General features: G+C 69.0%; 12 protein-coding genes. 10 read left to right on the forward strand and 2 right to left on the reverse strand.

From position 1 onward, the window contains the following. Nucleotides 1-113 precede the first annotated feature (113 nt). The 10 genes from uvrA to G6G98_RS00690 all read left to right on the forward strand — a co-directional run bounded on the left by uvrA (nt 114) and on the right by G6G98_RS00690 (nt 11,461). Nucleotides 114-3,002: an excinuclease ABC subunit UvrA gene (gene uvrA / locus G6G98_RS00645; RefSeq protein ID WP_067352862.1), complete on the forward strand. Its 2,889-nt coding sequence runs from the start codon at nt 114-116 to the stop codon at nt 3,000-3,002. Beyond that, a complete protein-coding gene (gene uvrC / locus G6G98_RS00650) occupies nt 3,002-4,885 on the forward strand; it encodes an excinuclease ABC subunit UvrC (RefSeq protein ID WP_067352859.1) in 1,884 nt (627 codons plus the stop codon). The genes uvrA and uvrC overlap by 1 nt, the downstream gene beginning before the upstream one ends. Before the next feature lie 29 nt (nt 4,886-4,914). Then, a complete protein-coding gene (gene rapZ, locus G6G98_RS00655; RefSeq protein WP_067352856.1) occupies nt 4,915-5,787 on the forward strand; it encodes an RNase adapter RapZ in 873 nt (290 codons plus the stop codon). 68 nt (nt 5,788-5,855) lie between these two features. Next, a complete protein-coding gene (gene whiA / locus G6G98_RS00660; protein WP_067352853.1) occupies nt 5,856-6,833 on the forward strand; it encodes a DNA-binding protein WhiA in 978 nt (325 codons plus the stop codon). A 200-nt stretch (nt 6,834-7,033) separates the two neighbouring features. Beyond that, a complete protein-coding gene (locus tag G6G98_RS00665; protein WP_067352850.1) occupies nt 7,034-7,660 on the forward strand; it encodes a superoxide dismutase in 627 nt (208 codons plus the stop codon). Between the two features lie 100 nt (nt 7,661-7,760). Further along, the gene (gap, locus tag G6G98_RS00670) at nt 7,761-8,771 is read left to right on the forward strand and encodes a type I glyceraldehyde-3-phosphate dehydrogenase (RefSeq protein WP_067352847.1); all 1,011 of its coding nucleotides are present in this window, start codon (nt 7,761-7,763) and stop codon (nt 8,769-8,771) included. 10 nt (nt 8,772-8,781) lie between these two features. Further along, nucleotides 8,782-9,996: a phosphoglycerate kinase gene (locus G6G98_RS00675; RefSeq protein WP_067352844.1), complete on the forward strand. Its 1,215-nt coding sequence runs from the start codon at nt 8,782-8,784 to the stop codon at nt 9,994-9,996. Further along, nucleotides 9,987-10,778, forward strand: coding sequence for a triose-phosphate isomerase (tpiA, locus tag G6G98_RS00680; RefSeq protein ID WP_067352841.1), 792 nt, complete (start codon nt 9,987-9,989; stop codon nt 10,776-10,778). Before G6G98_RS00675 ends, tpiA begins: the two co-directional genes overlap by 10 nt. A gap of 81 nt (nt 10,779-10,859) precedes the next feature. Beyond that, the gene (secG, locus tag G6G98_RS00685; RefSeq protein WP_067352826.1) at nt 10,860-11,108 is read left to right on the forward strand and encodes a preprotein translocase subunit SecG; all 249 of its coding nucleotides are present in this window, start codon (nt 10,860-10,862) and stop codon (nt 11,106-11,108) included. Next, nucleotides 11,108-11,461 (forward strand): RNA polymerase-binding protein RbpA, encoded by a 354-nt coding sequence (locus tag G6G98_RS00690; protein ID WP_045258293.1) that lies wholly within the window; start codon nt 11,108-11,110, stop codon nt 11,459-11,461. Before secG ends, G6G98_RS00690 begins: the two co-directional genes overlap by 1 nt. 73 nt (nt 11,462-11,534) lie before the next feature. Here the strand turns inward: G6G98_RS00690 and G6G98_RS00695 are convergent, their stop codons facing one another. Beyond that, nucleotides 11,535-12,731: a hypothetical protein gene (locus tag G6G98_RS00695; protein WP_164233880.1), complete on the reverse strand. Its 1,197-nt coding sequence runs from the start codon at nt 12,729-12,731 to the stop codon at nt 11,535-11,537. Then, entirely contained in the window at nt 12,724-13,116 is a 393-nt protein-coding gene (locus tag G6G98_RS00700) for a hypothetical protein (protein ID WP_067352817.1), read from the reverse strand. The genes G6G98_RS00695 and G6G98_RS00700 overlap by 8 nt, the downstream gene beginning before the upstream one ends. Between the last annotated feature and the right edge of the window lie 15 nt (nt 13,117-13,131).

Here is a 13,131-nt window from a genome sequence, read left to right on the forward strand (position 1 = left end):
GCTGCTCCATATCGGCGGTGTAACACCGCTCTCACCGCGGCGAATCCTCCGCGTGAGGTTCTCGGAAGGGCGGTGACGGAGCCAGTGTCCGTGGCCCCTCGTAGACTTGATCGGTGCCTATCGTCCCGGTTGCAACCCCAGGAAAACTCAGTGTTCGCGGTGCCCGCGTGCACAATCTGAAGAACGTCGACATCGACATCCCGCGCGACTCCCTCGTCGTGTTCACCGGGCTGTCCGGGTCGGGGAAGTCGAGCCTCGCCTTCGACACGATCTTCGCGGAGGGGCAGCGCCGCTACGTCGAGTCGCTGAGCGCGTACGCGCGTCAGTTCCTCGGCCAGGTCGACCGTCCGGACGTGGACTTCATCGAGGGTCTGAGCCCCGCCGTCTCGATCGACCAGAAGTCGACGAACCGCAACCCGCGGTCCACGGTCGGGACGATCACCGAGATCTACGACTACATGCGACTGCTCTGGGCGCGCATCGGCGTGCCGCACTGCCCGGAGTGCGGTGAGAGGATCCAGCGCCAGACGGTGCAGCAGATCGCGGATCAGCTGATGGAGCTCCCCGAGCGCACCCGCTATCAGATCGTCGCGCCGATCGTCTCGCAGAAGAAGGGCGAGTTCGTCGACCTGTTCCGCGAACTCGGGGCCAAGGGCTACTCGCGCGCGATCGTCGACGGCGAGCTGATCCAGCTGGCCGAGCCGCCGACGCTGAAGAAGAGCTACAAGCACGACATCGCGGTGGTCGTCGACCGTCTCGTCGCCTCGGACGACATCCTGGGCCGGGTGACGGACTCGGTGGAGACGGCGCTCGGCCTCGCCGGCGGCGTGGTGCAGGTGAACTTCGTCGACGAGGAGGGCGACGCCGCGTGGCAGTCCTTCTCCGAGAAGCTCGCGTGCCCGAACGGGCACGCGCTCACGCTCACCGAGATCGAGCCGCGCACGTTCTCGTTCAACGCGCCGTTCGGCGCCTGCCCGGCGTGCTCCGGCCTCGGCACGAAGATGTCCGTGGACGTCGACCTCATGCTCGGCGATGAGGAGCTCTCGATCCGCGAGGGCGCCATCATCCCGTGGACCACCCAGGGCAAGGGGCTCTTCCAGTACTACGAGCGGCTCCTCGAGGGGCTCGCCGCCGACCTGAACTTCTCCCTGGACACCCCGTGGCAGGACCTCCGGGTCGACGTCCAGGACGCGATCCTCCGTGGCGACAACTACAAGGTCACGGTCAAGTGGAAGAACCGCTACGGGCGCGAGATGCGCTACGCATCGGGCTTCGAGGGAGTCGTGCCGTACATCGAACGGCAGTACGCCCAGGCCGAGTCCGACACCCAGCGCGCCCGCTGGGGGGAGTACCTCCGCGAGGTTCCCTGTCCTGTCTGCGACGGCAACCGCCTCAAGCCCGAGGTGCTGGCGGTGCAGGTGCACGGTCATTCCATCGCCGAGGTGTCGCACCTCAGCCTCGCCGAGGCGCGCGACTTCATGGAGACGCTGACGCTCACCGACCGCGAGGCGAAGATCGCCGCGCAGGTGCTGCGGGAGATCCGGCTCCGGCTCGACTTCCTGCTCCAGGTCGGTCTCTCCTACCTGAACCTCAGCCGCTCCGCTGGTTCGCTCTCCGGTGGCGAGGCGCAGCGCATCCGCCTCGCCACGCAGATCGGCTCGGGGCTCACCGGAGTGCTGTACGTGCTCGACGAGCCCTCGATCGGCCTGCATCAGCGCGACAACCGGCGCCTCATCGAGACGCTCCTCAAGCTGCGCGACCTGGGCAACACGCTCATCGTCGTGGAGCACGACGAGGAGACCATCGAGGCGGCCGACTGGGTGGTCGACATCGGCCCCGGCGCAGGCGTGAACGGCGGCGCCGTGGTGCACTCCGGCCCGTACTCGGCGCTGCTCGGCGACGACGCGTCCATGACGGGCCAGTATCTGTCCGGCCGGCTGGAGATCCCGACCCCGAAGAAGCGCCGCAAGATCGATCGGAAGCGGATGCTCAGCGTCGTCGGAGCGCGTGAGAACAACCTGAAGAACGTCAATGCGGACTTCCCTCTCGGCGTGCTGACCGCGGTCACGGGCGTCAGCGGCTCCGGCAAGTCCTCCCTCGTGAACGACATCCTGTTCCAGGTGCTCGCCTCCCGGCTGAACGGTGCGCGCACCGTACCGGGCAAGCACACGCGGGTCTCCGGTCTCGACAACCTCGACAAGGTCGTGCACGTCGACCAGGCGCCGATCGGCCGCACGCCGCGGTCCAACCCGGCGACGTACACGGGCGTCTTCGACCGGATCCGCACCCTCTTCAGCGAGACCCCAGAGGCCAAGGTGCGCGGCTACCAGCCAGGGCGGTTCAGCTTCAACGTCAAGGGCGGACGCTGCGACGCCTGCTCCGGTGACGGCACGATCAAGATCGAGATGAACTTCCTCCCCGACGTGTACGTCGACTGCGAGGTGTGCCACGGCAAGCGCTACAACCGCGACACCCTGGCCGTGCACTACAAGGGCAAGAACATCGCCGAGGTGCTCGAGATGCCGATCGCGGAGGCGGCCGAGTTCTTCGAGCCGATCCAGGCGATCCACCGCTACATGAAGACGCTGGTCGACGTCGGCCTCGGCTACGTCCGCCTCGGCCAGTCGGCGACCACGCTCTCCGGTGGTGAGGCGCAGCGCGTCAAGCTCGCCACCGAGCTCCAGCGCCGCAGCAACGGGCGCAGCATCTACGTGCTCGACGAGCCGACCACCGGTCTGCACTTCGAGGACGTCCGCAAGCTCCTCGAGGTGCTGAACGGCCTCGTCGACAAGGGCAACACCGTCATCGTGATCGAGCACAACCTCGACGTGATCAAGTCCGCGGACTGGGTCATCGACCTCGGCCCCGAGGGCGGATCGGGCGGAGGCGAGATCCTCGCCACCGGAACCCCGGAGCAGATCGCGCGAGTCGACGAGAGCCACACCGGTCGGTTCCTCGCCGAGATCCTGGGTGAGGGGCGCGCCGCGCGGAAGGCCAGCTGATGGCCGACGTGCTGCCGTACCGGCCGCGGACGGGGGAGATCCCTACCGACCCCGGCGTCTACCGGTTCCGCGACGCCGAGGGCCGGGTGCTCTACGTCGGCAAGGCGAAGAACCTCCGTCAGCGGCTCTCGAACTACTTCGCGCCGCTGCGCACCCTGCACGAGCGCACCCGGCGGATGGTGACGACGGCGGCATCCGTCGAATGGACGGTCGTGCCGACGGACGTCGACTCCCTCCAGCTGGAGTACATGTGGATCAAGGAGTTCGATCCGCCCTTCAACGTCCGCTACAAGGACGACAAGTCGTACCCGTTCATGGCGGTGACCCTGGGCGACGAGGCGCCGCGCGTCATCGTCACCCGCAACCGGAGGATCCCCGGGGCCCGCTACTTCGGCCCCTATCCGAAGGTGTGGGCGGTCCACGAGACCATCGATCTGATGGTCAAGGCTTTCCCGATCCGCACGTGCAGCGATTCGAGCTACAAGCGCGCGATGCAGACAGGGCGCCCGTGCTTCCCCGGCCAGATCGGCAAGTGCGGGGGCCCGTGCTCGATGACGGTGACCATCGAGGAGCACCGGGCCATGGTCGACGACTTCGTCGCGTTCATGGCAGGCGGCGACGAGCGCTTCACCCGTGAGCTCACGAAGCGGATGCTCGCCGCCTCTGCCGCCATGGACTACGAGGCGGCGGCCAGGTATCGCGACAAGCTCTCCGCGATCGAGGCGGTGCTGGGCAAGAGCGCCCTGGTGCTGGCGGCCGACGAGGACGCCGACCTGTTCGGCATCGCGGAGGACGAGCTCGCCGCCGCCGTGCAGCACTTCGTGATCCGAGGCGGACGGGTGCGCGGCGTGCGCGCGACGACGATCGAGAAGGAGATCGACATCACGACGGGCGAGCTCGTCGACCAGGTGCTGCAGCACGCCTACGGCGATGCGCAGGACGTCCCCCGCCGCATCCTGGTGCCCACCCTCCCCGACGACGCCGCAGAACTCGAGGAATGGCTGCGCGAGCGCCGGGGGAGGAAGGTCGAGATCGCGGTCGCCCAGCGCGGCCAGCGCGCCGACCTCATGCGCACCGCCACGATCAACGCGCAGCAGGCGCTGATCCGCCACAAGACCAGGCGCACGAGCGACTACGTCGCCCGCACCCAGGCGCTGACCGACCTGCAGGAGGCGCTGGGACTGGAGGAGGCTCCGCTGCGGATCGAGTGCTTCGACATCTCGCACCTGGGCGGAACCAACGTGGTCGCGTCGATGGTGGTCTTCGAGGACGGGCTGCCGCGCAAGGACCAGTACCGGTCGTTCAACATCCCGGAGACCACCGACGACACCGACTCGATGTATCAGGTGCTCCGCCGGCGCCTCGCGCACCTCGACCGGCCCGAGGCGGAGGACGCCCAGGAGACGGATGCCGAGCTCGAGGGCGCGCCTCGGCGGAAGCCCCGCTTCGCGTACCCGCCCCAGCTGCTGCTCGTCGACGGCGGACAGCCGCAGGTGGAGGCCGCTGCGCGGGCGCTGCAGGATGCAGGGCACACCGAGATCGCCGTCTGCGGCATCGCGAAGCGGCTCGAGGAGATCTGGCTGCCGGGCGACGACTTCCCGGTGATCCTTCCGCGCACGAGCGAGGCGCTGTATCTGCTGCAGCGGCTCCGTGACGAGGCGCACCGGTTCGCCATCACGCACCAGCGCAAGCGCCGCCGCAGCGACATCACCACCGTCCTCGCAGAGGTGCCCGGTCTCGGCGCCGCCCGCATCAAGGTCCTGCTGAAGCACTTCGGCTCGGTCACCGCGCTCCGCGCCGCCGAGCCCGGCCAGATCGAGGAGGTTCAGGGCATCGGCCCGGTGCTCGCGCAGAGCATCCATGCGCATCTCTCCACTCGCTAGGCTGGTGTCGCGGGGGAGAAGGAGTAACGATGGCTGAAGGGGAGAAGGGCGAGTTCCTCATCGTCACGGGCATGTCGGGCGCAGGGCGCACGACGGTCGCGAACGCGCTGGAGGATCTCGGCTGGTATGTCGTGGACAACCTCCCGCCGCAGATCCTGCGGCCGCTTCTCGACCTCACCGACATGGGCGGTGACGCGCTTCCGAAGATCGCGGCGGTCGTGGACGTACGGGGACGCAACCTCTTCGACGACTTTCCCGGTGTGGCCAGGGCTCTGCGCTCGCGCGGCTCTGTGCGCGTGCTCTTCCTCGACGCGTCCGACGACGTGCTGGTCCGGCGTTTCGAGTCGGTGCGCCGGCCGCATCCACTCCAGGGCGACGGCACCCTGCTCGACGGCATCCGCGTCGAGCGGTCGAAGCTCGCGCCGGTGCGCGAGGCGGCCGACCTCGTGATCGACACGTCGGCGCTGAACATCCACCAGCTCGCCACCCAGGTGTCCGACCTGTTCTCCGAGGAGGGGGCCGCGCGGCACCGCGTCACGCTGATGAGCTTCGGGTTCAAGTACGGCCTGCCGACGGACGTCGACCTCGTCGCAGACATGCGCTTCCTGCCGAACCCGTTCTGGAACGAGGATCTCCGTGGTCTCACCGGGCAGGACGAGCCGGTCAGGGAGTACGTGCTGTCCCGCGAGGGGGCGACGGAGTTCCTCGACGCGTACGCCGCGGCGCTCACGCCGGTACTCGAGGGCTATCAGCGCGAGAACAAGAGCCACTCCACCGTGGCGATCGGCTGCACGGGCGGCAAGCACCGGTCCGTGGCGATGGTGGAGGAGCTGGCCCGCCGGCTGGCCGCCGTCCCCGGGGTCGCCGTGAACGTCCGTCATCGCGACCTGGGCAGGGAATAGCTGCCGCCGCAAGGCGAGTAAGCTGGAGGTTTGCGTCGCGATCCGGCGCGTGAGCGTAGAGGAGTGTCGTGGCACTAACCACCGACGTCAAGGCTGAACTGGTCAGCATCCGCAATGCACCCCCGACGGTGCGTGTCGCGGAGGTCACCGCGATCCTCCGGTTCGCCGGAGGCCTGCACTCGATCGCAGGCCGAGTGGCTGTCGAGGCGGAAGTGGACGCCGAGGTGCTCGCGCAGCGCGTGGCCAGGGATCTCGCCGAGATCTACGGCGTCCGGCCCGAGATCGCGCAGGTGCAGTCGAGCACGGCGAACGACGGTGCCCGCTGGGCGGTCCGCGTCATCGCGGCGGGGGAGACTCTCGCGCGCCAGACCGGCCTGCTCGACCAGCGCCGCCGCCCGGTGCGCGGCCTGCCGAACCGCCTCACCACCGGTTCCCGCGCCGAGGTCTCCGGCCTCTGGCGCGGCGCGTTCCTGGCCGCAGGCACGCTCAGCGAGCCCGGCCGGTCCGCCATGCTCGAGGTGTCCTGCCCGTCGTCCGAGGCTGCGATGGCCCTCGTCGGCGCGGCTCACCGACTCGGAGTCGCCGCCAAGGCGCGCGAGGTCCGGGGGATGCCGCGTGTCGTCGTCCGCGAGGGCGAGGCGATCCGCACGATCCTCGCGGAGATGGGCGCCCAGCGCACCGCCGTCGCGTGGGAGGAGATGCGCCAGCGCCGCGAGGTGCGCGCCGGCGTCAACCGCCTGGTGAACTTCGACGACGCGAACCTGCGCCGCTCCGCGCAGGCCGCCGTCGCCGCCTGTGCCCGCGTCGAGCGCGCGCTCGAGATCCTCGGCGAGGACGTGCCCGAGCACCTGAAGGTGGCGGGGGAACTGCGCCTCGCGCACCGCGACGCCAGCCTCGACGAGCTCGGCCACCACGCGGAGCCGCCGATGACGAAGGACGCCGTCGCCGGCCGCATCCGCCGTCTGCTCGCCATGGCGGACAAGCGCGCCCAGCAGGAGGGCATCCCCGGGACCGAGGCCGCCGTGCCCGTCGGGCTCGACGCCTGAGATCCAGACCTGATCATCGGAGAGAGCCGGTCCCGCACGGGGCCGGCTCTCCTCTTCTTCCGGAGCGTCACACAGGAAGGTTCCCGTCGCGGGTCGCGTTGTCGTCAGTAGGATGAAAAACGTCCGCTCCGTGTCGCACTTCGGCGGCGCGGAGGATCGGCAAGCGCCGCGGCGCGGCGCGGATTGGATGAGAAAGCGACATGGCTACATATACGCTCCCTGACCTCCCGTACGACTTCGCAGCGCTCGAGCCGCACATCAGCGGGAAGATCATGGAACTCCACCATGACAAGCACCACGCGGCCTACGTCGCGGGCGCGAACGCGGCTCTCGAGGCGCTGGCCGAGGCGCGCGAGACCGGCAACCTGGCGAACGTGAACAAGCTCGAGAAGGACCTCGCGTTCAACCTCGGCGGTCACGTCAACCACTCGATCTTCTGGACCAACCTGTCTCCGAACGGCGGCGGAGAGCCCGAGGGCGAGCTGCGCGCCGCCATCGACGAGTTCTTCGGCTCCTTCGAGAAGTTCCAGGCGCACTTCACCGCGAACGCCATGGGCATCCAGGGCTCCGGCTGGTCCGTGCTCAGCTGGGACTCGATCGGCCAGCGCCTGATCATCCAGCAGCTGTTCGACCAGCAGTCGAACACCGCGCAGGGCACGGTCCCGCTGTTCCAGCTGGACATGTGGGAGCACGCGTTCTACCTCGACTACCTCAACGTCAAGGCGGACTACGTCAAGGCGGCGTGGAACATCGCGAACTGGGAGAACGTCGCTCAGCGCTTCGTAACGGCGCGTGAGAAGACCTCCGGACTGCTGGTACTGTCGTAAACAACGGGCGTCCTGATGGGCGAAATGCCCGTCAGGACGCCGTTGTCCGTGAAATCCGTAAGAATCACGCACTCCCACCCTTAAGAACCAGGAGACTTTCGTGTCTGTCAAGATCGGTATCAACGGCTTCGGTCGTATTGGACGAAATTACTTCCGCGCTGCTCTCGCGCAGGGGGCCGACCTCGAGATCGTCGCGGTCAACGACCTCACTGACAACAAGACCCTGGCCCACCTGCTGAAGTACGACTCCGTCGGCGGTGTCCTGGACGCGGACATCAGCTACGACGACGAGAGCATCACCGTCAACGGCAAGGCGATCAAGGCGTTCGCGGAGCGCGACCCCGCCAACCTCCCCTGGGGCGAGCTGGGCGTCGACATCGTCATCGAGTCGACCGGCTTCTTCACCAAGGCGGAGCTCGCCAAGAAGCACATCGAGGCCGGCGCGAAGAAGGTCCTCATCTCGGCACCGGGCACGGGCGTGGACGGCACGTTCGTCATGGGCGTGAACGAGGACACGTACAACCCGGAGACCGACCACATCATCTCCAACGCGTCCTGCACGACCAACTGCCTCGCGCCGCTCGCGCAGGTCTTCAACGACGCCTTCGGCATCGACCGCGGCTTCATGATGACCGCGCACGCCTACACGGCCGACCAGAACCTGCAGGACGGCCCGCACGGCGACCTGCGCCGCGCCCGCGCCGCCGCCATCAACATCACCCCGGCCTCGACCGGTGCGGCCAAGGCCATCGGCGAGGTCCTCCCGGAGCTCAACGGCAAGCTCAGCGGCTCCTCCTACCGCGTGCCGGTCCCCACCGGCTCGATCGTCGACCTCACCCTGATCACCGACCGTGAGAACCTCACGGCCGACGAGGTCAACGAGGCGTACAGGAAGGCCGCCGCCGAGGGCCGCCTCGCCGGCTACCTCCAGTACAACGAGGACCAGATCGTCTCCAGCGACATCGTGCACAACCCGCACTCCTCGATCTTCGACGCGACGCTGACCAACGTCAGCGGCAACCTGGTCAAGGTCTCCAGCTGGTACGACAACGAGTGGGGCTACTCCAACCGCCTCGTCGACCTGACCGAGTACGTGGCAGAGCGCCTCTAAGCTCATACACATGACTCTGCGCACCCTGGACTCTCTGGGTTCCCTCGAGGGCAAGCGCGTCATCGTCCGTTGTGACCTCAACGTCCCCCTGCGGGACGGGGTCATAACGGACGATGGTCGTGTCCGAGCCTCGCTGCCGACCCTCAACGCACTCATCAACGCGGGAGCCCGCGTCGTCGTGTGCTCGCACCTCGGCCGCCCCGATGGGGCGCCCGATCCGCAGTACAGCCTGGCGCCCGTCGCCCAGCGGCTGTCCGAGCTCCTCGGCAAGCCGGTCGCCTTCGCGCGCGACACGGTCGGCGAGTCGGCGAAGGAAGCCGTGGCCTCCCTCGAGGACGGCGGGGTCGTCGTCATCGAGAACCTCCGGTTCAACCCGGGGGAGACGTCGAAGGACGACGCCGTGCGCGGAGCGTTCGCCGCAGAGCTCGCCGAGCTCGGCGACGTCCTCGTCTCCGACGGCTTCGGCGTCGTGCATCGCAAGCAGGCGAGCGTCTACGACCTCGCCCAGCTGCTTCCCTCCGCCGCCGGTCTGCTGATCGCGGCGGAGCTCGACGTGCTCGACCGGCTCACCGAGAACCCGGAGCGCCCCTACGCCGTGGTGCTCGGCGGCTCCAAGGTGAGCGACAAGCTCGGCGTCATCTCGCACCTGCTCCCGCGCGTCGACCGCATCCTCGTCGGCGGCGGCATGCTGTTCACCTTCCTCAAGGCGCAGGGCCACGCAGTCGCTTCCAGCCTCCTCGAGGAGGACCAGCTCGAGACCGTGCGCGGCTACATCGCCGAGGCGGCGGAGCGCGGCGTCGAGCTCGTGCTGCCGACCGACGTCGTCGTCGCAGCCTCCTTCGCCGCGGATGCCGCGCACGAGGTGGCCGCAGCCGACGCGATCGAGGACACGGCTTTCGGCGCCTCCGGCATCGGCCTGGACATCGGCCCCGAGACGGCCGCCCGGTTCGCCGAGGTCATCCGCGGGTCGAAGACGGTGTTCTGGAACGGCCCGATGGGCGTGTTCGAGTTCCCGGCTTTCGCGGCGGGCACCAAGGCCGTCGCGCAGGCGCTCACCGAGGTCGACGGCCTCAGCGTCGTCGGCGGCGGCGACTCCGCGGCGGCCGTGCGTCAGCTCGGATTCGCCGACGACCGCTTCGGTCACATCTCGACCGGAGGCGGCGCCAGCCTCGAGTTCCTCGAGGGCAAGAAGCTACCCGGCCTGGAGGTGCTCGGATGGGCATGAAGTCCCGTACCCCGCTGATCGCGGGCAACTGGAAGATGAACCTCGACCACCTGCAGGCGGTCGCGTTCGTGCAGAAGCTGCACTGGACGCTGAAGGACGCGAAGCACGAGGACGGCTCGGTCGAGGTCGCGGTGTTCCCGCCCTTCACCGACATCCGCAGCGTGCAGACGCTCATCGACGCCGACAAGATCCCGTTCGCCCTCGGCGCGCAGGACCTCTCGATGCACGACTCCGGCGCGTACACGGGCGAGGTGTCCGGTGCGTTCCTCGCGAAGCTCGATGCGAAGTACGTCATCATCGGCCACTCCGAGCGCCGCGAGTACCACGCGGAGTCCGACGAGGTCGTCGCGGCCAAGACGAAGGCTGCGCTCAAGCACGGCCTCGTACCGGTCATCTGCGTGGGTGAGACGCTGACGCAGCGCGAGGAGTCCGGGCCCACCGCTGTCTCGATCGCGCAGCTCGAGACAGCACTCGGCGCGGTCTCGGCCTCGGACGACATCGTGGTGGCCTACGAGCCGGTCTGGGCGATCGGCACCGGTCAGGTCGCCTCGCCGGAGCAGGCTCAGGAAGTCTGCTCCGCTCTTCGCACCGTCATCGCGGCGAAGCTCGGCGACGAGGCCGCCGCGCGCACCCGCATCCTGTACGGCGGTTCGGTCAAGGCGGCGAACATCGCCAGCTTCATGCGCGAGCCCGATGTCGACGGCGCACTGGTCGGCGGGGCGAGCCTCGTGGTCGACGAGTTCGCCGCGATCATCCGCTTCGAGAAGCACGTCGGCGTGTGAGTGCAGCGGGGCTGCGGCCCCGCTGCACCGTATACTTGACCGTTACGGGGGCAGTCGTGCCCCAGCGAAAGGCTCTTCCTCGTGGAAATTCTCGAGTTCGTCCTGCAGGTCGTGCTGGGTATCACCAGCGTCCTGCTGACTCTCCTCATCCTGCTCCACAAGGGTCGCGGTGGCGGCCTGTCGGACATGTTCGGCGGAGGCATGTCCTCGGCTGTCGGTTCGTCCGGTCTTGCTGAGCGCAACCTCAACCGCTTCACCGTCGTGCTCGCGCTGGCGTGGTTCGTGGCGATCGTGGCGCTCGGCCTCATCACGAAGTTCGAGGTGATCTGATGGCAACCGGCGGAAACGCGATCCGCGGCACCCGTGTCGGCTCCGGCCCGATGGGTGAGCAGGACCACGGCTACCACGCGGACCGCATCGCGGTCTCGTACTGGGACGGACTCGGCAACGAGACGGTGCGCTACTTCGCGGCCGGTCTTCCCGACGAGGAGATCCCGGAGATCATCGACCACCCGCAGTCGGGCCTCCCGGCCGGGCGCGACAAGGAGAACCCTCCTGCGCTCGCCAAGACCGAGCCGTACAAGACGCACCTCGCCTACGTGAAGGAGCGCCGCACCGACGAGGAAGCCGTCCAGCTCCTCGAGGACGCGCTCACGCAGCTGCGCGAGCGCCGGGGGCAGTGACCCCGGACTGAGAACGCCGAAGAGGCCGCCGCGATCCGTCGCGGCGGCCTCCGGCGTCTCCGGAAGCCGAGCCTCAGCGGCATCCGTAGGCGGCGTCGATGTACGACTGCGGCGGATACCCGTACGCCCACACGCCGTTGGCGTCGTCGGTGAAGCCCATGCTGATGGCCCACGCCGTCGCCCATTTCTCGATGCTGTCCTGGGTCGACGAGTCGTAGAGGTCCTCGCACTTCACGCTGATGGCGTGGCCCACCTCGTGGGCGACGAGGGACCTGCTGCGGTCGGACGGCCACTGCTCGGCGACGGAGTTCGAGAGCTCGATCACGGCGCGGTCGGGATCGTCCCACCACCAGGTGGTGAGGCCGCCCATGCTGCCGTTGGCGCCGGCGCCGTTGACGATCGGGTTCCAGTCGAACTCCAGCAGCACCCCGGGCGCCAGCGAGCGGGCGAAGGCCTCGATCTCCAGCCTCGGCGCCTGCAGCGGGCCGGCCTTCTCCGCCAGTTCCGCCTGCTCGGAGGCGATCACCTGCGCTGCGGCGCCCTCGAGCGTCGTGAACGCGTCGACCGCGACCTGATCGATGGTCGCCGTGTCCGCGACGGCTGCGGCGGCGTCCCGCAGCGCGATCACGTCGTCGTTCCGTGCGGAGAGATGCGCGGCCTCGAATCCGGCCGCCGCCGTGGCCGCGCTGGAGAGCAGCGTGATGCCTGCCTCGTCCAGCTCATCGGCGGCCTGAGCGATCTCGGGGGCGACCGCGTCGAGGTCGTCCTCGCGCCGCTCCACATCGAGCCGAGCGTCGCTCAGCCGAGCGGCCTCGGAGAAGAGCTCCCAGAACCAGCCGGGCTTCGCGCCGGCGTCCGGGATGTCGTCGGCGAGCAGATCGTCAGCGGAGGAGGACGTGGCTGCCGCGTCGTCGATCGCGCCGCGGAGCGTCTCCGCCGCGGAGCGATCCGCGAGGATCCCGGAGTCGCCGGCGAGGAGGGATTCGGCGAAGCCCGCGCCGGCACCCAGGACGGCATCCCTCTGGCGCACCTCCGCGAGAGCGGCGCTGGTCGCCTGCGCGGCATCCACGTAGTCGCGTGCGCTCTGATCGTAGGTGAGATTGGCACCCAGCTGTGCGGCGCCCGCTGCGGCGAGCACCGCCGCGGCGGCGACGATCCCCATCGCCGCGCCGCGGGGGATCCTCCGGCGGCGTCGTCGGGGGAAGACCTCGCCAGGGCCGTGCAGGCGGAGCGGGAGATCGTGGCCGCCGAGACCAGTGACCTCAGTCACCTTCGGCCCCGCAGGCTTCGAGCATGCCGGAGACCGCGTCGTCGTACTCGTCGTCGGTCACCGGCGGGATGCTGTCGTCGGTCGCCGCGTCTCTGATGCGCTCCACGATGACCGCGTAGTGCGTCAATGCGGCGTCGAGCTCGCCGGTCGCCCCGGCCGCCTTCTCGTCGAGCTCGGCGACGACGCCTTCGAGCTTCTCGATCTGCGAAGGGGTCGGATGCTCCTCGTAGTCGACGGCGAAGGCCGTCGCCCTGTCGAACGCGTCGAGCAGGTCGAAGCAGCGAGGCTCGCCGGTGGCGGCCGGCGGGGCGGCGGGAGCGCTGCAGCCGGTGAGCGCGAGGAGAGCGATCACGCTCACCGCGGCAGGACGAGCACGGGCAGACATGCGATGCGCCACCTC

The organism is Microbacterium hydrocarbonoxydans (genome assembly GCF_011752045.1).
In the GTDB taxonomy this organism is placed as follows: domain Bacteria; phylum Actinomycetota; class Actinomycetes; order Actinomycetales; family Microbacteriaceae; genus Microbacterium.